The organism is Formosa algae (assembly GCF_001439665.1).
GTDB lineage: Bacteria > Bacteroidota > Bacteroidia > Flavobacteriales > Flavobacteriaceae > Formosa > Formosa algae.
Genome location: NZ_LMAK01000076.1, coordinates 40399 through 61386, shown reverse-complemented (window position 1 = coordinate 61386; position 20988 = coordinate 40399). Strand labels below are relative to the sequence as shown.

The 20988-nt window shown below is 34.1% G+C and carries 16 protein-coding genes and 1 tRNA gene; 9 read left to right on the top strand and 8 right to left on the bottom strand.

Annotated features, from left to right (window positions below):
• Positions 1–23 precede the first annotated feature (23 nt).
• Positions 24–935, bottom strand: coding sequence for an NAD(P)-dependent oxidoreductase (locus AST99_RS16340; RefSeq protein ID WP_057783608.1), 912 nt, complete (start codon positions 933–935; stop codon positions 24–26).
• A 326-nt stretch (positions 936–1261) separates the two neighbouring features.
• Between AST99_RS16340 and AST99_RS16335 the strand changes: the two genes are divergently transcribed.
• The 3 genes from AST99_RS16335 to AST99_RS16325 all read left to right on the top strand — a co-directional run bounded on the left by AST99_RS16335 (position 1262) and on the right by AST99_RS16325 (position 4030).
• A complete protein-coding gene (locus AST99_RS16335) occupies positions 1262–2329 on the top strand; it encodes a methyltransferase (RefSeq protein ID WP_057783605.1) in 1068 nt (355 codons plus the stop codon).
• A 220-nt stretch (positions 2330–2549) separates the two neighbouring features.
• On the top strand, positions 2550–3110 hold the full coding sequence (locus AST99_RS16330; protein ID WP_057783604.1) for a type 1 glutamine amidotransferase domain-containing protein: 561 nt from the start codon (positions 2550–2552) through the stop codon (positions 3108–3110).
• Positions 3111–3229: 119 nt separating this feature from the next.
• A complete protein-coding gene (locus AST99_RS16325; protein ID WP_057783602.1) occupies positions 3230–4030 on the top strand; it encodes a tryptophan-rich sensory protein in 801 nt (266 codons plus the stop codon).
• Positions 4031–4049: 19 nt separating this feature from the next.
• Here the strand turns inward: AST99_RS16325 and AST99_RS16320 are convergent, their stop codons facing one another.
• The 3 genes from AST99_RS16320 to polA are packed head-to-tail and all read right to left on the bottom strand — an operon-like array spanning position 4050 to position 10414.
• The gene (locus tag AST99_RS16320; RefSeq protein ID WP_057783599.1) at positions 4050–7190 is read right to left on the bottom strand and encodes a DEAD/DEAH box helicase; all 3141 of its coding nucleotides are present in this window, start codon (positions 7188–7190) and stop codon (positions 4050–4052) included.
• On the bottom strand, positions 7187–7573 hold the full coding sequence (locus AST99_RS16315; RefSeq protein ID WP_232301639.1) for a (deoxy)nucleoside triphosphate pyrophosphohydrolase: 387 nt from the start codon (positions 7571–7573) through the stop codon (positions 7187–7189). The genes AST99_RS16320 and AST99_RS16315 overlap by 4 nt, the downstream gene beginning before the upstream one ends.
• 3 nt (positions 7574–7576) lie before the next feature.
• Positions 7577–10414, bottom strand: coding sequence for a DNA polymerase I (gene polA / locus AST99_RS16310; RefSeq protein WP_057783597.1), 2838 nt, complete (start codon positions 10412–10414; stop codon positions 7577–7579).
• Positions 10415–10619: 205 nt separating this feature from the next.
• Here polA and AST99_RS16305 point away from each other — a divergent pair, with 205 nt between their 5' ends.
• From AST99_RS16305 to AST99_RS16290, 4 genes are all read left to right on the top strand, one after another.
• Positions 10620–11228, top strand: a complete 609-nt coding sequence (locus tag AST99_RS16305) for a TetR/AcrR family transcriptional regulator (RefSeq protein WP_057783594.1) — start codon at positions 10620–10622, stop codon at positions 11226–11228.
• Positions 11229–11233: 5 nt separating this feature from the next.
• A complete protein-coding gene (locus AST99_RS16300) occupies positions 11234–12628 on the top strand; it encodes an aldehyde dehydrogenase family protein (RefSeq protein ID WP_057783592.1) in 1395 nt (464 codons plus the stop codon).
• 150 nt (positions 12629–12778) lie between these two features.
• Complete coding sequence (locus tag AST99_RS16295; protein ID WP_057783590.1) at positions 12779–14014, top strand: metallophosphoesterase; 1236 nt, start codon at positions 12779–12781, stop codon at positions 14012–14014.
• Between the two features lie 139 nt (positions 14015–14153).
• Complete coding sequence (locus tag AST99_RS16290; protein ID WP_057783587.1) at positions 14154–14450, top strand: thioredoxin family protein; 297 nt, start codon at positions 14154–14156, stop codon at positions 14448–14450.
• Here AST99_RS16290 and AST99_RS16285 read toward each other — a convergent pair.
• Both AST99_RS16285 and AST99_RS16280 read right to left on the bottom strand, forming a co-directional pair.
• Complete coding sequence (locus AST99_RS16285; RefSeq protein WP_057783585.1) at positions 14447–15073, bottom strand: polysaccharide deacetylase family protein; 627 nt, start codon at positions 15071–15073, stop codon at positions 14447–14449. The two genes, AST99_RS16290 and AST99_RS16285, sit on opposite strands and share 4 nt — an antisense overlap.
• A 2-nt stretch (positions 15074–15075) precedes the next feature.
• A complete protein-coding gene (locus tag AST99_RS16280; protein ID WP_057783583.1) occupies positions 15076–18384 on the bottom strand; it encodes a glycosyltransferase family 117 protein in 3309 nt (1102 codons plus the stop codon).
• Between the two features lie 152 nt (positions 18385–18536).
• Between AST99_RS16280 and AST99_RS16275 the strand changes: the two genes are divergently transcribed.
• Positions 18537–18609 (top strand) — tRNA-Gln (locus tag AST99_RS16275).
• Between the two features lie 68 nt (positions 18610–18677).
• Here AST99_RS16275 and AST99_RS16270 read toward each other — a convergent pair.
• Complete coding sequence (locus tag AST99_RS16270) at positions 18678–19118, bottom strand: hypothetical protein (RefSeq protein ID WP_057783581.1); 441 nt, start codon at positions 19116–19118, stop codon at positions 18678–18680.
• A gap of 373 nt (positions 19119–19491) precedes the next feature.
• On the opposite strand from AST99_RS16270, the gene AST99_RS16265 reads away from it, so the two are divergent.
• Positions 19492–19944 carry a hypothetical protein gene (locus AST99_RS16265; RefSeq protein WP_057783579.1) on the top strand — a complete coding sequence of 151 codons (453 nt, stop codon included), beginning with the start codon at positions 19492–19494 and terminating at the stop codon, positions 19942–19944.
• 156 nt (positions 19945–20100) lie between these two features.
• Here AST99_RS16265 and AST99_RS16260 read toward each other — a convergent pair whose 3' ends face one another.
• Complete coding sequence (locus AST99_RS16260; protein ID WP_057783577.1) at positions 20101–20928, bottom strand: universal stress protein; 828 nt, start codon at positions 20926–20928, stop codon at positions 20101–20103.
• Positions 20929–20988 lie beyond the last annotated feature (60 nt).

Here is a 20988-nt window from a genome sequence, read left to right as displayed (position 1 = left end):
ATAGTGTAACTATATTAAAAATGTTATTGTACTTTGATATACGAATCGATATTCGCCAAAACCTTTTCGCTTAATCTAACAAAGGCTTGTTGTGTTCTTCCGGAAGACACACCAAAACAATTTACATTAGGTAAGTTTAAAAGCGATTTATCTCCTAAGGCTTCAAAAGTGTCGCAATACACAACGTTATCTTTTGCTAACCATTTTTTGAAAGGTTCGGCGTCCCAAGCAGGTGATAGTCCTGTGTTGAATAGTATTTTATGATTCCCTAATTTTGAAAATTCGTGTTCATGTAATAACACGGTGTTTTTATTTAAGCAAGCAATAACAACTTCATTAGTTTCTAGCAATTGGTCTAAGGGTAAAAAACCATAGCCTTTGCCTTTAGCGTCTTGCTTTTCGCTACGTGCAAAATAAGTAATGTTTGCACCTAAAAACCGTAATCCATCTGCAATCATACCACCAGATTTTCCCAAACCAATAATCCCCACGTTTAATCCAGTAATTTCTCTAGGCATGCCGCTCCAAGGTTGTCTTTGTACTCCGTTAGTTGTGGTTCCATAGCCATGCAAACATCTTACAAGTTCGCTTATAACATATTCTACAACACCTTCATCTCCATAATCCCGAATACCTGTAACCGTAATGCCACGAGAATTGGCATAATTAATATCTACGTTGGCACTTTCTGGGGTATATAGCGAACAGCACATACCAATATATTTTATATGATTGCATTGCGATAAAATGGCTTTGCTTAATGTTGTGGTGTAACTAAGTAAAACAGCATCTGCATCTCCAATACGTTTTACAATCTCGTTTACAGAGGTTGGCATATCTTCGTATAGGATGACTTCTTCTGCAAGGGAATGTAATTTTTTTTCTGCCGATGGAATCAAACTTACGGGTTCTATGGCTACCAGTTTTTTAAACATGTTTATAGGTTTTTTACAGCATCAAAGTTATTATAAATATCTTAATTGGTTTGTCGTAATCTAAACAGATTCTTTTAGTTGAACTTTATGAGATTTAATAAAGTATCTTTGTCTACTTATAATTTATCTGTTGATATTAATTGTTTTCTTTCGCATACCTACGGCGGAATATATTGGCTTTCACTTAAAGTCTCTGTATTGATTAATCTAAACTCTAGTGGCCAATTTAATGCCTGATCGCTAGTAAGTAACTATGTTATAGTCATTTTAATCTTACGCTTTGCTTTCCTCATTACTTTGCAATCCGTCTTTATTTAATCTTAACGATGATTACAGATATACATGTAAACAAACCCATGCCCTTTTTTTCAGAAGAGCCTTTAATATCATTTAGCCGAGCTTCAAATGTAACGCTTACAATTAAGGCTTTAGAAGCAGGTAAGCCCGTATTAATTACAGCATTTTATAGCGATGGTTTGGATTTGCTTAAAGCGTTGCATCAGCATTTAAAAAAACAGTTTCCTAATCAGACATTTAAAGAACAACGTGCCTATCGTTTAGCTTATCAGAAGTTATCCAAGCTTATTTACATAGACATTGTAGATTATAAATTAATCGTGAAGAAAGCGCCTTCCATTGGTTGGTTGGCTAAACTTTATCCAGAACATAATAATTTTTTATTGCCATTTACCAAAGTGCAAGGTTTAAATAGTGCTTGGCAATGGTATACAAACGGAATTAGCTTACCGGTGTTACGAAGTAAAATTCATCCGTATTATGGCGTGTATTTCCCTACGCGATTCGATCATTTAATACTTTTCGACAATTGGTTAAATCGCTATAACGGACCAAAAAAATCGGCTATAGATGTCGGTATTGGAAGTGGTGTGTTGGCTTTACAACTGGTAAAGTTTGGTTTACAGAAAGTATTTGGAACCGATACCAATCCGAATGCCATTGTTGGACTTACAGAAGCTATGGGAGACACTAAACTATCTAGAAAAATTGAACTGGACTTTGCTTCACTTTTTGGAAAGTGGGAGAAGCAAACCGAACTTATTGTGTTTAATCCACCTTGGTTGCCAGCAACTCATAATCTAGATAAAATCGATGAAGCCATTTCTTATAATGACTCACTGTTTCCTGATTTTTTTGAAGGTGCTAAACAACGCTTGTTGCCCGAAGGAAAGCTAGTGCTTATATTCTCAAATCTAGCACAAATAACAAAGGTTACAGAAACGCATCCTATAGAACAGGAGTTAGCCAACGGCGGACGATTTAGATTAGAACAGTGTCTAAAACGCTCGGTAAAATCGGCATCGGAGAAAACCAAACGTAATCAAAATTGGCGTGCGACGGAAGAAGTTGAGCTTTGGATTTTAGTTCATGCCTAAAAGTTATTGTAATCATACAATTATATAATTTAGAAAACAGTCATTCTGTTGGGGTGACTTTTTATTTGCGTTCATTTTTACTTTAAACGAATCAATGCAAACGTAAAATGTTTCAGATCTTTGATTTAAATAAAAACGGAAGGATTAATAGGTTGAGTTGATTGTAACTCCCATTAGGTAAATCATCCGTGAAGTTTAATGCACATTAAAAATTATTAAAATGAAAGATTTAAAAAATAAGACTGTTGCTATTTTAGCAACCAACGGATTTGAAGAAAGTGAATTAAAATCGCCTAAAGAAGCATTAATAGAAGCAGGAGCAGAAGTACACATTGTATCTTTAGAATCTGGAACGATTAAAGCTTGGGCAGACGGAGATTGGGGTGATGCCTATACGGTAGATAAAACATTAGAACAAGTGTCTCATTCCGATTATAATGCCTTAGTGCTTCCTGGAGGAGTTATCAATCCAGATTTATTAAGACGAGAAGAAACAGCCATAAGCTTTATTAAAGATTTCTTTACAGCACATAAACCTGTAGCAGCCATTTGCCATGCACCTTGGTTATTAGCAGAAGCCGATGTGTTACAAGGACGCGAAGTAACATCGTTCCATTCTATAAAAACAGATATTGTTAACGCCGGCGCCAATTGGGTCGATAAAGAAGTAGTTGTAGACCAAGGCTTAGTAACTAGTCGTTCGCCAAAAGATTTACCAGCATTTAATAAGAAACTGGTAGAAGAAGTTAGCGAAGGAAAACACGAGATGCAAACGGCATAAGATCGTCATATTATAATTTTACAAAGGGTTAGATATTTAAATCTAACCCTTTTTTATAGGTTATACTATTTTGGATTAGGATACATTTTTAGTAAATTTTAGGTAATAAAAAGAAGAATATGAAAAAGCAACTACAAATAGCAAATGGTTTAAGTTTTATAGGCATGGTTGTACTAAACTACCTCTCTAACACAGGGATTTTAAACGACACCACTATAGGCGAAGTGTCTAAGCAATACAATACGTTGTTTACGCCTGCAGGCTATGCGTTTTCAATCTGGGGCTTAATATACCTGTTGGTTCTAGGTTTTATTGTTTATCAAGGGCGCAGTTTATTTGTAGCCGTAAGAGACGACGATTTTATTCTAAAAACCGGATGGTGGTTTGTGGTGTCTTGCCTAGCAAATTGTTTATGGATTGTAGCTTGGATCTATAATTACACGGCCTTATCGTCTGTGTTTATTTTTCTCTTGCTCTTCTCATTAATTCAGATTGTGCTTAAAAATAGGATGCAAGTGTTTGATGCACCCATATCGGTAATCGCCTTTTTATGGTGGCCCTTTGTATTTTATAGTGGTTGGGTTACCGTAGCTAGTATTGCTAATGTATCGGCAGTGTTAGTAAAATACAATTGGGATGGTTTTGGTTTGTCTCCTACATTTTGGGCGATTTGCTTAATTGCGATTGCAACTATTATAAATCTAGTGGTGACGTGGACACGAAACATGAGAGAATTTGCACTTGTTGGGGCGTGGGCTTTAATAGCTATTTATGTGGCAAATTCAGATGTCAATACGGCTGTAGCCTATACAGCAATGGGATCGGCTATACTTTTGGTGTTGAGTAGTCTGTATCATGGATACATTAATAGAGCAACAAATCCTGGTGTGAAACTTAAGGAACATTTTGATGGGAAGTAGAGGGGGTTAAAAAAATGTTTTATCCAACAGAAAGTTTAGCTGCATCTTTCCATAGATAATGAGGCATGGGTTCTAATAATTCCCAATTAATACTTATTGGTTTAGAGCCGTAATGATCTTTTAATTCACCTTCGCCAATAAAAACATAGCCATTTGTATTACCAAATTCGTTTTTTGCTTTTTCACGAACAAAAAGTAATATTCGTTTTTCTTGCTCTTTATGTTTAATATATGATAAACCTTTACCTGAATCTGGTCTTGCTGAGTTTTGTGTTTGCCAATGGAATAATAACTCGTTTACAGCATAATCGTCATACATGGTTGTTGGTGAAAAATTTTCTTCAGATTTAATTAAATTGATAAATAAAAGTTCTGTATTTATATCCTTATTTTCAGCTGTTCCTTCTCTGTTAGACGATTTTTTATTAAAATCACTAAGTCTAAAAGCTGCTAAGATTTGGTCTCTAGTATAACGACTATGTAATTTCAGTGGTTGCTCATAAGGAAGTTCAATAGGTAATTCTTTAAAGTCTATGTTTTCAATTAACACCTCAAGAACTTCTTTTATTTCTTCAACTAAAACAGTATTTGCTCCAATTTTATTTATGCTTTTTTCTAAGGAATTAAAACCGCCTTCTTTTTGCCAAACATCATAATGTAACATTAAAAGCATTGTATTTTCATTTTCATTTAATTCGGAAAGAGTCACGTTAAAATTCTGCTTAGCAATTTTTAAAATGAAAGTAAAATAGCTTAGTGAATTTGTGGATAACCATTTGTTTGAAATAGCAGAAACGATAGCTTTTTCGTTTTCAGAATTGAAATTATCTATTTTTCCTGCTAGTTGGCATAAGCGTTTCCAACTTTCTCTTTTATAAATAGATTGTATGGGGATGTTGTAAAACTTGCTAAAATTACCGATAGTTAATGGCAAACTAGTATCATGTTGAAATTGCTTAATTTTTTGAATTAATTTATTTTTATTTAAAGTTGTTGCTGCCGAAATATTTTTAAGAATGGTGTCTTTTGTTTTCTTCTCTAAAATAATGGAGCAACCTAAAGGAAGATGTGGGAAATCATTCTCAATTTCTTTTAAAACAGTTGTATTTGTTTTGCCTATTAAAGCTCTAAACTTGCTTTCAAAATTATACTCAGGTTTAGAGTTTCCAACAAAATCTAAAACAGTTAAACAGTCTTTCTCTTCATGAAGTCTCAAGCCTCTTCCTAATTGTTGTAAGAATACCGTTAAGCTTTCTGTTGGTCTTAAAAATAGTACGGTGTCAATTTCAGGAATGTCAATTCCTTCATTAAACATATCGACAACAAAAAGATAATTAATCTCTTTCTTTTCTAGTTTCTGTCGAATTAAAACTCTGTCATTACTGTTTTTACTTGTAAGGTAATCTGCTTTTAAACCTGCTAGAGTAAATTTCTCTGCCATGTATTTGGCGTGTTCCATAGAAACACAATATCCCAAAGTTCTAATATCGTTTATGTCTTTCGTGTATTTATCTAAAGCATCAATTATTTCTCGAACTCTTCTGTCATTTCCTGTATATAAATTGGTCAATTCACTAGCGACGTATTTTCCTCTTGCCCAACTTACGTGAGTTAAATCTATACTGTCTGTTATTCCGAAATACTGAAAAGGACAAAGCAATTTTCTGTTCATTGCTTCTGGTAATCGTATTTCTGCAGCAATTTTATTGTTGAAATCTTCTAGAATATCTCCGCCATCCATACGTTCGGGCGTTGCTGTAAGGCCAAGAAGTATTTTTGGTTTAAAATAATTAATTATTTCTCTATAACTATTTGCGGTTTGATGGTGACATTCATCAATAATTATATAATCGTAATATTCCGGTGTTAGGTTGTAGTTTTTAAATTGATTATTGACAGATTGAACTGAAGCGAATACAAATTCAAAATTATCAGGAACCATACCGTCAACCCATAATTCGCCTATATTATTGTTTCGTAAAACACCTTGAAAAGTAGATAATGATTTTTGTAGAATCTCTTTTCTGTGAGCAAGAAATAGTAGTTTAGATGATTTATTGTTTTGTTTAAAGTATTTATAATCAAATGCAGAAATTACTGTTTTTCCTGTTCCGGTTGCGGCAACCACAAGATTTCTAAATCTATTATGTACAGTTCTTTCTACCTCTAGTTTTTCTAAAACCTCATTTTGATATGGAAAGGGTTTTATATCAAACAAAGCCGTTGTGTTCTCGTATGGCTTACTGAATTTACTTTGCTTTAATGCATTTTGAAGTTTTTCTTTATGAATGGAATCATTAAATAATTCGAAATCGTCACTTAACCAATAGGCATCAAATGTTTTTTGAAACTTATCTATAATATGGCTAACTTCTTTAGTTGTTACTTTTAAATTCCATTCTAATCCATCTGTTAAAGCAGACCTTGAAAAGTTAGAAGAGCCAATATAAGCGGTATGAAATCCTGTGTTTCTATAGAATAAATATGCTTTAGCGTGTAATCTTTCATTACTCGTATTATAAGATATTTTAACTTCTGTATTTGGTAAATTAGAAAGTAATTGAATGGCTTTATAATCTGTTGCGCCTATATAAGTGGTGGTAATTATGTTTAGTTTTCCACCACGTTCGGTAAATTCTCTTAACTCCTTTTCAAGAATAATAATGCCTTTAAATTTAATAAAGGAGACTAATAAATTTATTTTATTAGAAGATAGGATCTCCTTTTTGAGTTCGCTTTCTAAAGATAAACCTGCATTTCCTCCTGTGAACAGTTCACTTTGTGTTAATCTTGTGTATGGTGTTATTTCTTTAAGGTGAAGATCTAGATTTGTAAAATGAGCATCTGTTTTAGAAAATACAGCTTTTAAAATTTCACCTTCAATATTTACTAAATCATCTTCAAACTCTTGATTATTGAGTTCTTCTTTTAATAATCTAATAATTTTATTCGCAATTGAGATTTGTTGTTCTACTTTATTTCCACCTTTTATAAGTTGAAAAGCATGTTTTAAAGTTTGCGATACATGTTTAGAGAGAATGGTCGAAGCTTCTTCTTTGTCAATGATATTTTTCTTTAAGTAGAATTTTTCTTTGTCAAGTGTCTTCAGTTTTTCAGATACAAGTTGTGTGATTAATTCTTCATAAATACCTTGATTCATAATGCTAAAAATTCTTCTAAAACAGGTAAATCTGCTTCAGCCCAATCTAAATTAAGTAATTCTTTTTTATTAGCGATAACAAAATCAGAATGTTCACTTAGTTTTAGTTCGCCTGAACGGTATTCTGTTATAAAAGGAATTAATTCAATCTTAAAATCTGGGTATTCATGAATTACAGGTGTAAGTCTCTTGTTAACTTGAATGTTTATATTTAATTCTTCAAATATTTCTCTTTTAATACAATCAATTTCAGTTTCTCCTGCTTCAATTTTTCCACCTGCAAATTCCCATTTCAAAGGAAGTTTCATGGTTTTACTTCTTTGAACAGCTAAAACTTTATCATCGAACAGAATAATAGCACAAGTAACCTGAATTATTTTCATGTTTTAATGCGCCTCCAACCAGTTCAAACCGGTATCCATTTCTACATCTAAAGGTACATCCATAACAAAGGCATTTTCCATTTCGGTTTTTACTAGGGTTTTTATGGTGTCTAGCTCGGGTTTATAAACGTCGAATACCAATTCATCATGAACCTGTAGAAGCATTTTGGTTTTAAAGTCGCCAGCGACTAATTTCTCATGAATATTAATCATGGCTAGCTTTATAATATCGGCAGCACTTCCTTGTATAGGGGCGTTAACCGCATTACGTTCGGCAGCACCACGAACTACACCATTTCTGGAATTGATATCTTTTAAATAACGACGACGTCCTAAAACGGTTTGTACATAGCCATTATCGCGAGCAAAATCTATCAACTCACTCATATAGGTTCTCAGTTTCGGATAAGTTTTGTAATAGGTGTCGATAAGGTCTTTAGATTCGCTACGAGATAAATCGGTTTGATTGCTTAATCCGAAAGCAGATACTCCATACACAATCCCGAAATTCACGGTTTTTGCATTGCTACGTTGTTCTCGGGTCACGTCTTCTAAAGGCACATTAAATACTTTTGCTGCGGTAGAGGCATGAATATCTTCACCGTTTTTAAAGGCTTCAATCATGGTTTCCTCCTGACTTAAGGCGGCGATAATACGAAGTTCAATCTGCGAATAATCGGCTGCTAGTAAGATGTAGTCTTCATTTCTAGGAATAAAGGCTTTTCTAACTTGGCGACCGCGTTCGGTACGAATGGGAATATTCTGTAAATTCGGATTATTACTACTTAAACGGCCAGTAGCTGCAACGGTTTGCATATAATCTGTATGCACACGCCCTGTTGATGGCTCGACTTGTAACGGTAAGGCATCGACATAGGTGCTTTTTAGTTTTGCTAGGCCACGATAGTCTAAAATATGCTGAATAATCTCGTGGTCTTTGGCCAAGTACGATAGAATATCTTCTGAGGTTGCAAACTGTCCAGATTTGGTCTTTTTAGGTTTATCGACTAGCTTCATTTTACCAAATAAGATTTCTCCTAATTGTTTTGGTGAGGCGATATTAAATTCTTCGCCAGCTTCAGTATATATTTTGTCCTGAAGTGTAGCGATATCGTTGTTTAAAGCTCCAGCTAAATCGTTTAAAAACGGCACATCTAAATTTATTCCCTCTAATTCCATGTCTGCAAGCACGCGAAGTAGTGGCACTTCGATATCATCAAACAGTTTCTGAGTATTGGCTTGGCCTAATTCGTTTTCAAAATGTTCTTTAAGTTGCAGGGTAATATCGGCATCTTCAACGGCATATTCTGTTTGCTTATCCAAAGGCACTTGGCGCATGGATAACTGGTTTTTTCCCTTTTTACCAATCAGATCCACAATAGAAATTGGCGAGTAATTTAAATAGGTTTCGGCCAGAACTTCCATATTGTGACGCATATCTGGATTGATTAGATAATGCGCTAACATGGTGTCGAACAACTTGCCTTTAACCGTGATGTTATATTTGCGAAGGACTTTAATATCGTATTTTAAATTCTGACCGATTTTCTGAATGTCTTCAGCTTCAAAAAACGGACGAAGTATTTCGATTAATTCTTGAGCTTCGGTTTTATCTTCAGGAAAGGGTAAGTAAAATCCTTTACCTGTCTCCCAAGAAAACGCAATACCAACAAGTTCTGCTGTAAGCGGATCTAAACCGGTAGTTTCTGTATCGAAACAAACGCTGGTTTGTTTCATTAAATTTTTAAGGAATAATTTTGTGGCCATGCCCGAGGCTACACTTTGGTAAAAATGCGAGGTGTTTTCGGCTGTTTTTCTTTGGTTAGGATCTTCTGCTGTTGCATCTGAAGTTGGTGCTGCATCTCCGCCAAATAGCGAGAATTGTCCTGCACCTGCTGCCGATGTTGAAGCGTTAGAAGCTGTTTTTTCCGTAGTCGTATCGCTTGTCGCTTCCGTTTGTACGGTAAATATTTTTTCAAAGCTATCTACAAGTCGTCTAAATTCTAAATCTTGAAAAATGCCTTTTACAGCATCGATATCTGGATGCGACATTTCAAAATCTTCAGCATCAAAATCAACCGGCACATCAAGCATAATGGTGGCTAATTTCTTAGATAATAATCCCAGTTCTTTAGCGGCTTCAACTTTCTCTTTCATTTTGCCTTTTAGCTCGTGTGTGTTTGCTAAAAGGTTTTCCATACTGCCGTATTGCGCTAAAAATTTCTTGGCTGTTTTTTCTCCAACGCCAGGAAGGCCTGGAATATTATCGGAAGCATCTCCCATCATACCAAGAAAATCGATCACTTGTTCTGGGCGTTCAATTTCGAATTTTTTAAGTACTTCAGGAATACCCCAAGTTTCGTAACCACCACCAAAAACAGGGCGGTACATAAAAATATTTTCGGAAACCAACTGCGCAAAATCTTTATCTGGTGTGACCATAAACGTTTGGTAACCTTCAAGCTCTGCTTTTTTTGCTAGGGTTCCAATCACATCATCGGCTTCAAAACCTTCCTTCACCATAATTGGAATATGCATCGCTTCAAGGATACTACAGATATAAGGAATTGCAGTTTTTATGGCTTCAGGTGTGGCATCGCGATTTGCTTTGTATGTTTCAAGCATCTCAACGCGATCTACACTTCCGCCTTTGTCAAAACACACTGCCAAATGGTCTGGACGCTCACGTTTTATAACGTCTAATAACGAATTTGTAAACCCTAAAATAGCTGAGGTATCCAAGCCTTTAGAATTGATTCTTGGGTTTTTTATAAAAGCGTAATAACCGCGAAAAATAAGTGCATAAGCATCAACTAAAAATAGACGTTTTTGTTCTGACATGATATAGATTTTGTAAGAATGTCAAAACTACAAAAAAAGGCGTGTTAATTAGAATTTAAATAAAGAACCAATATTTTTAAAACTGAATTTACATAATGTCTTAAAAATTTGAGGGAAACCGTATTTATTTTAGAGATCTCAGATGCTTTTACGCTTTATTATGTACTTTTATTTTTTGACAAAAACTAAAGTAGGATAGCGCAGAATGAGTAGACGAGAGTTAAATAAAAAAGAAAAACGTGAACGTATTATAAAAGCCTCGCTAAAACTGTTTTCTGAACAAGGATTAGAAAACACGTCTATTAGCGATATTGTTGAAAAAAGTAATATTGGTCGCGGAACATTTTATAATTATTTTAATACGCCTAAAGATGTTTTCTGTGTGATTTTAGATGAACTGAATTGCAAAATTAATTTTGAAGTGAAACAAGCTCAGGTTGGGCTAAAAAGTGCTTACGATTTTTTGTATGCCTCGTTTAAAGCGTATTTAGATTTGGTGAGTACGGAAGATATGATGCTGTTTCATAAAAACAATCAGAACCAAATTAGAAGCATTTCTTACGGTAGTGAAAGCATATTGAGTTTGGTGCTTAATATGCAAGAAGATTTAAAACGTTTTCCCGAAGTGGCTTTTGCCGATAATAAATATTTTAAAATGTTTAGTTTGGTTGCTATATCTTCGGCATCAGAACTTTTTGTGTGCTTACATCACAATTATTTTGAATCGTCTAAAGAGGAAATGGCTCATTTTTTAGCCAATATATTTGTAAGCGGATTGCAAAATTATTCTAAACTGCCAGCGCGCGAATCTTAAGATTAATGAACCGTTATCAAGATATTTTTAATGCCCAAAAAGCCAATCAATTTAATGTTGGAAATACCACGTATAAAGCACGTATAGAAAAACTTAAAGCGTTAAAACAAGCCATTGCTGTAGATTATAAGCAGCGTATACGCGAGGCGTTATATGCCGATTTTAAAAAGCCGTTTTTAGAAACCGATCTCACCGAGATTTATCCTGTTATTAGTGAAATTAAATATGTGAGTTCTGAACTTAAAGGATGGATGGCACGACAAAAAGTCGATACGCCTTTGCAATTATTAGGGTCGTCGTCTTGGATTAAATACGAGCCTAAAGGCGTGTGTTTAATTATTTCGCCTTGGAATTTTCCTTTAAATCTCACCTTGGGTCCGTTAGTGTCGGCCATTGCAGCAGGAAATACAGTAATTATTAAGCCTTCGGAATTAACACCGCACACCACACAAGTGATGAGTGAGCTTATTTCGGAATTGTTTCCTGAAAATGAAATTGCTTTAGTAAAAGGAGAAGTAGACGTTTCTACCGAATTGCTAAAACTTCCCTTTAATCATATCTTTTTTACGGGGTCTCCACATGTTGGTAAAATTGTTATGCAGGCCGCAGCAAAACATTTAACTTCTGTAACTTTAGAGTTGGGAGGAAAATCGCCAGCAATTATTACACCTAGTGCAAACTTAAAAACAGCTGCCCAACGTGTGGCTTGGGGAAAATTTGTAAATAATGGACAAACGTGTATCGCTCCAGATTACATTTATATTGAAGCAGGTTTGAAAGCAGAGTTTATTGCTGAGTTTAAAATTGCAGTTCAAAGTTTTTATGATAAAGCAGAAAATTCAGAGTCTTATGCTAGAATTGTAAATGATAAGCATTTTAATAGGCTGAAAAATTATATAAATCAAGCCCAAGAAGATGATGCTACTATAGAACTTGGTGGTCACACCACCGATTTAGATAATTTTATAGAACCGACAGTGATCTCTAATTTAGCAGAAGATTCTGTACTATTTCAAGAAGAAATTTTTGGTCCGATTTTACCTGTTAAAACTTATACAGATATACACGAGGTGATTACCTATGTAAACGCTAACGAAAAACCGCTAGCCTTGTATATTTACGGTAAAGACAAAAAGGAAACTCAGTTTATTATCAATAATACGCGTGCGGGAAGTACTTGTATCAATACAAATGTATTACAATATAGCAATCACTATTTGCCATTTGGAGGTAGTAATAATAGTGGCATTGGTAAAGCGCATGGCTATTTTGGGTTTCAGGAGTTTTCTAATATGCGTTCGGTGTTAAAACAACATACCAAAGGAAGTATAGAATTTCTGTTTCCACCGTATACCAATTTTAAACAAAAACTAGTCGATTTTACACTCAAGTGGTTTTAGATTAATTGAATCTCTTATTGTCGTTCAAACTGAAGCTTATTTCTGTTATTTCAAATACTTCTGTTATCAATTCCAAGGGCCCAAGCTTTAACACTATAATAAGATACATTGATGGTGTATTTGTTAATTTTACCTTTTAATTAAGTTTACATGATACGCTGGATTCTGTTTTTTTTAGTTTATGCTCTTTTAGATTGGTATTCGTTTCAGGCTTTTAAATCCATAACCAAACAACGGTATGTGTATCGTCTTTATTGGGTTTTAAGTGCTCTTGTTTTAGGTAATTTTGTTTATCAGTTACTTCTAAATCCTAGTCATTTAAAAGTGCTTACGCATGCGAAAAGTTATGCGTTCGGATTTTTATTGGTAGTAATCGTGCCTAAATTAATTTTATTAGTGGTTTTGGGTTTCGAAGACCTGTTGCGTTTTCCTCAAGGGGTGTACCGTTATTTTACAAAAGACAAGCAAGAGTTTGGTTACTTTCCAGAACGCAGAGCCTTTATTAGTAAACTCGCTATAGGTATGGCTGCTATCCCTTTTGCAGGATTATTATACGGGATGTTTAAAGGAAAATATGATTTCAGGGTATTAAAATATACTATGAATTTTGAAGATTTACCAGAAGCGTTTGATGGGTATAGAATTACTCAAATTAGTGACATACATAGCGGGAGTTTTGATAATAGAGAGAAGATAGAATACGCTATTGATTTGATAAATGAACAGCAATCCGATACCATTTTGTTTACAGGTGATATGGTAAATAATTTAGCAGAAGAAATGATTCCTTGGAAAACGACATTTAGTAAACTACAGGCTAAAGATGGTAAGTTTTCTGTATTGGGGAATCATGATTATGGTGATTATGTGCAGTGGAATTCTGAGGCTGAAAAAGATCAAAATTTAGAAGATTTGAAGGCGATACAGAAAGAGATTGGATTTGATCTGATTTTAAATGATAGCAGATACCTTGAAAAAGATGGCCAACGTATTGCTTTAATTGGTGTCGAGAATTGGGGGAGAGGTCACTTTAAAAAAGCAGGCGATTTAAAGCAAGCGGTGTCTAAAATAGATGCTCACGATTTTAAGATTTTAATGAGTCATGATCCGTCGCATTGGGAAGACCAAGTGATTCATGACGACTACCATTATCATCTTACCTTAAGCGGACATACACATGGGATGCAATTCGGGATTGAAATTCCGGGTTGGGTAAAATGGAGTCCCATAAAATGGCGCTACAAATATTGGGCAGGGATATATAAAGAAATGGGACAATATATTAATGTAAACCGTGGTTTTGGCTTCTTAGGTTTTCCCGGTCGTGTTGGTATATGGCCAGAAATTACCGTTATAGAGCTTAAAAAAGGCTCTGAAACGGCCTAAATTAACATAAATGGTATTATTAATTTAGAATTGCTTATTTTTATGTGATAGAACACGAGCAAAAGCCTTATTTTATTAGTTTTTTTATGACTATTAATAAGGATGTTGAAATAAAAAATGAGCTCTTAAATAGTAAAATATGTCAAAATTCGGGGAATTAATAGATGTTAGCATTCCGGTATTATTAAATTTCTTTACCGAATGGAATGAACAATCTACAGCCATGCATCCTATATTACGTGATGTGGCAGCTGCTCTTGGAGATAAAGCTAAAGTGATAAAAATTGATGTTGAAAAAAACAAAGAATTAGCTGAAGCACTTCGAGTAAAAGGTTTGCCTACATTAATTGTCTATAAAAACGGCGAAATGAAATGGAGACATAGTGGCGAACAAGATGCGAATACACTTATTGGCATTGTTCAGCAGTTTCTTTAAACCGAAAGTGACTTAAACTGATATCCTTTTTTACTATAATATTCTAAGACTTTAGGCAAAGCATATTGCATGTTTTTAGCTGCTTTTAAGCTGTCATGAAACACAATTATATGTCCGTCTTCGGCATGTTTAATAACATGTTTTAAACAGTCTTCTTCCAATAAATCTTTATCCCAATCAAAAGAAATAATGCTCCACATTATAATGTGATAGCCTTGCTGCTTTAATAACTTTGCCTGCTTATTTTTTATCTTGCCGTAAGGTGGTCTAAATAGTTTTGAAGACATTAATTGCGCCGCTTTTTCTACATTCTCAATATACGTTTCTGTATTTGTTTTCCATCCTTTTAAATGGTTAAACGTATGATTTCCTATGGCGTGACCTGCAGCAATGGTGGCTTCAAAGGTGTCTGGGTACTTTCTAATATTATCGCCAATACAGAAAAATGTGGCTTTAGCTTGGTAAGCTTCTAACGTTTTTAAAACCCAAGGTGTAATTTCTGGATTCGGACCATCGTCGAATGTTAAATAGATGGTCTTTGTATCTAATAAAGGCATATCCCAAACGTAGTTCGGAAATATGCCTTTTATAAATTTTGGTGTTTTAACAGGTATTAATCCCATATTTATTCTACTGGTACAATCGCACTATCATTAGGACGAATATCTAATTCTGTGGGTTGTATGTCTTCAGGTTCTGGAGCGCTACCACCATAAAAATGTTCAAATAATTTTAAATGATTATTAAACGTTTGCATTTCTGTTTTCGCAAACGCTTCATCTTTACGTAATAAAACATCTACTAAAGATTTGTAACGCTCTATATTGGTTACAATTTCTTCGGCTATGTCGTATTGCTTTTCAACTTTTAAAGTACTGTAGTAATTTAAATTTTCTTGATACTTGGCAGCCACTTCTTTAAACAGTTTTCTTGCTTTTTCTGTTGCACCAACCTCATAATACCCTGCAATATATGGTTCTAAAAGGGTGTAATATCCGAAATAATCTACAGGCATGTTTTCCATAGCAATATCGGCTACATCTTCAGCTTTGTCAAATTTGTTTTCGTTTATTAATTGTTCCATTAATCGGGCTAAGTTTCCTCTGTAAGAAATAGAATTTTTACGCGTTTCTGGATCGTGATAAATGTCAGGACTTCCGCTATTACCCCAATCCCAGGCTTTAACTTTTTTGTACATTAAGTCGGCATCTACACGTCCCATATCAAATGGGTTACTTCTACTAATAGGCGTTTTTATAGGGACTAATTTATAACACATACCGTCTAGTTGCAGGTAATCTTTCATCCATAAATAATCATCGTCTCCAAAACTACCGCCAGTAAAGTAAATTGGGCGTTTCCAATTGTTATTAGCAATAATATCTAACATTAATAATCTGTTTTTATACAGTGCACTACTACTAATGTTTAAATTGATTTTGTCTACAATCTTGTCGGCATCTTTTGCGGCCACTATACCATTGTTAAGTACGGCTTGTTTATCGACTTTAACTGTTAGATTCTCTACAGGGAAATAATTAGAGTTTTGCAACTGTGTAGGGTAATAGCTAGGGTCTTCGCCTTGCATTTCTAAGATGTATTTAAATTTAGTCTTAGGATTATCGCTACCTACAAAATTGATAAAGTCTTTAATATCCATAGTGTCTTGAGAGACTATACGTTTCATGATATAATCACGCGTACCGTATCTATATTGTTCATGCGTAAGCTGAGATGGAATAGGATCACTCTCGTAAGCTTTACGTTTCATTTGATCGATATACCAATCTGTTTGGAATAAACTGGTATTTACAATACGCACATCTGTACGGTAGCCTTCAATTTCTTGAGCATACCACAGGGCAAACGTATCGTTATCTCCAATGGTAAATAAGATGGCATTTTCGGCACAAGAATCTAAATACATTTTGGCCATAGAACGTGCCGTGTATTTATCAGATCTATCGTGATCGTCCCAGTTATTGGCTGCCATTATTCCAGGAACAAGTACCAGACAAGCTAGTGTTATTGCTGGAGCCAGTAATGGTGTTTTTACATGCTTTTTAAGAGCTTCGAAAATGGCATACACACCAAAACCTATCCAAATGGCGAACACATAAAATGATCCTACAACCGAGTAGTCACGTTCTCTAGGTTCAAAAGGTCTGACGTTGGTGTACACTTGTATGGCAACTCCGGTAAAGAGAAAGAAAACAAAGAGTACCCAAAACATTTTTTTGTCTTTGTTAAATAAGAAGAATAGACCTATAAGTCCTAAAATAAACGGTAAGAAATAATAGGTATTTCTCGCTTTATTGTTTTTAACGTCGCTAGGTAAATTGGTTTGTGGCATATCTAAGTGCCATTCGTCTATAAAGTTTATGCCGCTTAACCAATTTCCATGATTGTCGTATCTTCCTTGAATATCGTCTTGGCGACCTACATAATTCCACATAAAATAACGCCAGTACATGTAGCCTAATTGATATTGGAATAAGTATACAATGTTACTTGCTAAAGACGGTTTTTCGATATCTAAATATTGTCCGAATTGGGTTAAGAAGCTGTTGTAATCTTCAAAATCTACATTACCCTGAGCAACATCGTTTTTAAAGTTAGACACAGAAGTACGCAATTGGTTTTCCATTTGGTATTCCGGTTTCAACTTAAAATCTAAATAGCCAGTAAACAACATATAGTTTTCTGCATGTTCTGAACTCCACATACGAGGAAGAATAGAAGCGTGCTCTGAATTATAATTTTGTTTGGCGCGCTTATAATCGTTTACAATTACATACTTGCCTTGGGCTTCGTCTTTTTCGTAATTTGGTTTATCGTCTATATATGGATTGTTTTCATCTAAACCTGAATATTGTTCAGTGAATTGCGGACCGTAAAATAAATGCGTTTCCGGATATTGTTCTAAGTTATAATAGGCTAATAATTCACGCGCATCAGACGGTGCATTTTCATTTACAACCACATTTGCATTTGCACGAATAGGAAGCATCATCCAAGAAGAGAATCCGATAAAAATAAATATTAAACAAAGCGCTAAGGTATTTAAATGGACATAGCCTTTATCTCTGGTATATTTTAAAGCGAAATAAAATGCAGCTATAAGTAAAATAGCAGCGATTATAGTTCCTGAATTAAACGGTAATCCTACAGTATTGATAAAAAATATTTCTGAAGTACTAAAAAAGGATAGCGCATTAGGAAGTAACAATTTAAAGATAAAAAGTAAAATCGCTACGGCTACAACATTGGCAATAATAAAATTCTTAACGGTAATGGTTTTGTAATTTTTAAAGTAATACACCAGTGCAATACCAGGAATGGTTAATAATCCCATAAAGTGTACTCCAAACGACAATCCAATAACAAAAGCAATAATAACCAACCAGCGATTTCCGCGTGGCGTATGCATATCTTGTTCCCAACGTAATCCCAACCAAAACATAATGGCCATAATTAAAGTGGCCATAGCATATACTTCTGTTTCTACAGCATTAAACCAAAACGAATCTGTAAAAGTAAAAGCCAAACTTCCTACTAAACCACTACCAAGAATAGCCATGGCTTTAGCTTTAGATAAAGATTCGTCTTTAGAAATTATATTTTTTAATAATAAAGTTATGGTCCAAAACATGAATAAAATAGTGAATGCACTAGCAACGGCACTCATTAAATTTAACATGTACCCAATCTGATTCGGTTCTAGAGCAAACATAGAGAAAAATGCTCCAAGCATTTGAAATAACGGAGCTCCTGGTGGGTGACCTACTTGAAGTTTTGCCGATGTTAAAATATATTCTCCAGCATCCCAATAGCTTACGGTAGGTTCGACTGTTAGTCCGTAGGTTACTAAAGCAATTGCAAAAGCAAACCAACCTAGGATGGTATTCCACTTTTTAAAGTTGAATTGTGTCATGAAATTTGTTGTTTATTCAGTAGGGCGAATTTAATAATAAATATGTAACAGTGAAGCGTTTTATGTAAACCTTAATATTTAGTTTAAAATTTTTTAAAAAAAAGTTTGTGTGTATTATGAAATGTTCTATATTTGCACTCTCAAATTATTGATGGCCCATGGTGTAACTGGCAACACGTTGGTTTTTGGTACCAAAGAGTCTAGGTTCGAGCCCTAGTGGGCCAACAACAAACCCCAATCTTGAAAAAGGTTGGGGTTTTGTTATTTTATAGGTTAAATGTTTATTAAGCGATTTAATTAAAGAAATCCTTGATGTAGTCTATAGATAAGATTTGAATAACAAATAGCGCTACACCTAGTAGGATAAATTGCCAGTCCATTTTTTTCTTTATTTTTTCAAAAGGCGTTTCTGTTTGTGTTGTTTGGTTTAGATTTAGATCTTGTAGGTAATAACCACCTTTTTTCTGAAACTCTAAACCAAAACGTGTAATGGTTAAACTCCCATTTTCGTGTTCTGTAATATAGCCATCACGAATTAGTTTGTCTTTAATGGCGTCTTTGGAGTATTTTTCCCATTCTTTTCTTTGCAATGCTTTTGCAATATAATCCATGTCTATTTTACCTGGATTTGTTTTCTTAAAAATGTCTTTAAATTCAGGATCTTCGTAAGAGGACAAGAGTCCTAAGATGTTGTCTGAAATTTGATTTATAACGGAAGGAGCGTGTTGAGTCATAAAATTCTAGTAGATGTTTGTGTTTTGGGGTTAATCTTAAAGTGTTGTTTTTTAGGTTAATAAGTTGATTTAATAAGTAGGTATTACCAAATATATAAAATTAGTTTTGTTTTTGAACTCGAAAATTTAGATTCTAGACGAACGGTTAATTTTGATAAAATTTAAGTCAAGCCAAGCTTTTTTAGATGGCATTGATAATGTGTGTTTTGCGAAATGGTCTCGTTTTTACGTGCCGTCTGGTTTTTAGGGGTTTGCCTTTGTGATGTATATATTTTAAAATGCTTTTTTTATAAAAAGAAGCGTTGTAAATCTGTTTCTAATTAATTCATTTTATTATATCTTTAAAAACATAGTAACTAAAAATTAAATTGATATGAAAAAGATTTTACTTGTATTCACTCTGGTATTTAGTTTGGGTGTGTTTGCTCAAGATGCAGAATTAGAAGCTTTTAAAGATTTGTTTAATTCTGAAAAGAAAACGGTAATAGGTGAGTTTTTAGATTTAGATGCAACAGCTGCAATGATTTTTAATGGTATTTATGATGCCTATATTTTAGAACGCAAAGAAATAAGTAATAGACGTATGTCGCTGTTGGAAAAATATGTAGAGCAGTATGATGCGTTAACAGACGAGCAAGCAGATGTAATTGTTAAAGAGACATTTTCTATACGAGCAAAGAGTGAAAAACTTCAGAAAAAATATTATAAAAAGGTGAAAAAAGAATTGGGTGCTAAAACGGCTTCTCAATTTGTGCAGTTTGAACGGTATGTGCAAACGTCGATAGACGAAGTGTTGCAGGAATCTTTACCTTTAATAGGAGAGTAAATATAATGATGAATAAACCATCTGCATTTAGGTGGTCTTTTAATGTTTAATTATACGTGTTTTATTAAAAAGATGTAGCGCTTATTTATAACATAAAAAAAAGCTCCTAAAATGAATTAACATTATAGGGGCTTTAATTTTTCCGTTTTAATTTGTTTATATTTTAAAAGTAATTACAGGACGTACTGCGTGGTTTACTATGTCTTCACTAATACTGCCATTAAAGAAATGTGCAATACCTTGTCTGCCATGTGTGCTAATACCAATAAGATCGGCACCTATTTTTTCGGCAAAGTTTAGAATTCCTTTTTCAACAGTATCATCATTGTGAATATTTATTGTGTAGTTTGTGTAATCTGAACCAGCAATAAATTTTTCAATACGGTCTGAAGATTCTTTAGTTGTAGAGAAATTGTTTGGTGTATTCACTAACAATAAATGAATTTTAGAATCGAATTTTTTAGCAAATTTTACAGCTTGTGTGTATGTGTGTTTATTGTCTAAGTTAAAATCTGATGCGAATACCATATCATTGGCTTCAAATTCGTTTTCAGTGCTTTTTATCACTAAAACAGGAATATGCGATGTACGAACGACTTTTTCTGTGTTCGATCCAATAAATATTTCTTTAAAACCAGTGGCGCCATGAGAGCCCATAATAATTAGGTCTATGTCTAATTCTTTTGCGGTTTCATTAATACCTTCAAAAGTCGTGTTTGTTTTAATAGAGTGGTGTACGGTTACATCTTGTAAGAAATCTTCTTCTAAAAGTTCTGCGAAATTTTTAGCAGCAAGCTTCATAAAAAATAGTGCTTCAGGTATTTCGCTGTAGGTTGGAGTCATTTTGTCTAATTCTCCTACTGGTAGATCTATCATGTGAAGTAAATGTATTTCACAATCAAATTTTTTGGCAAATTTTGCGGCAACTTTAGTAGCGTATTTTGCTTCATCCGAAAAATCTGTTGGGACCATTATTCTTTTCATAAGTATATTTGTTTTTTGTTAAACGGCTATATAAAATTACGGATAAAAATTGATATTTGA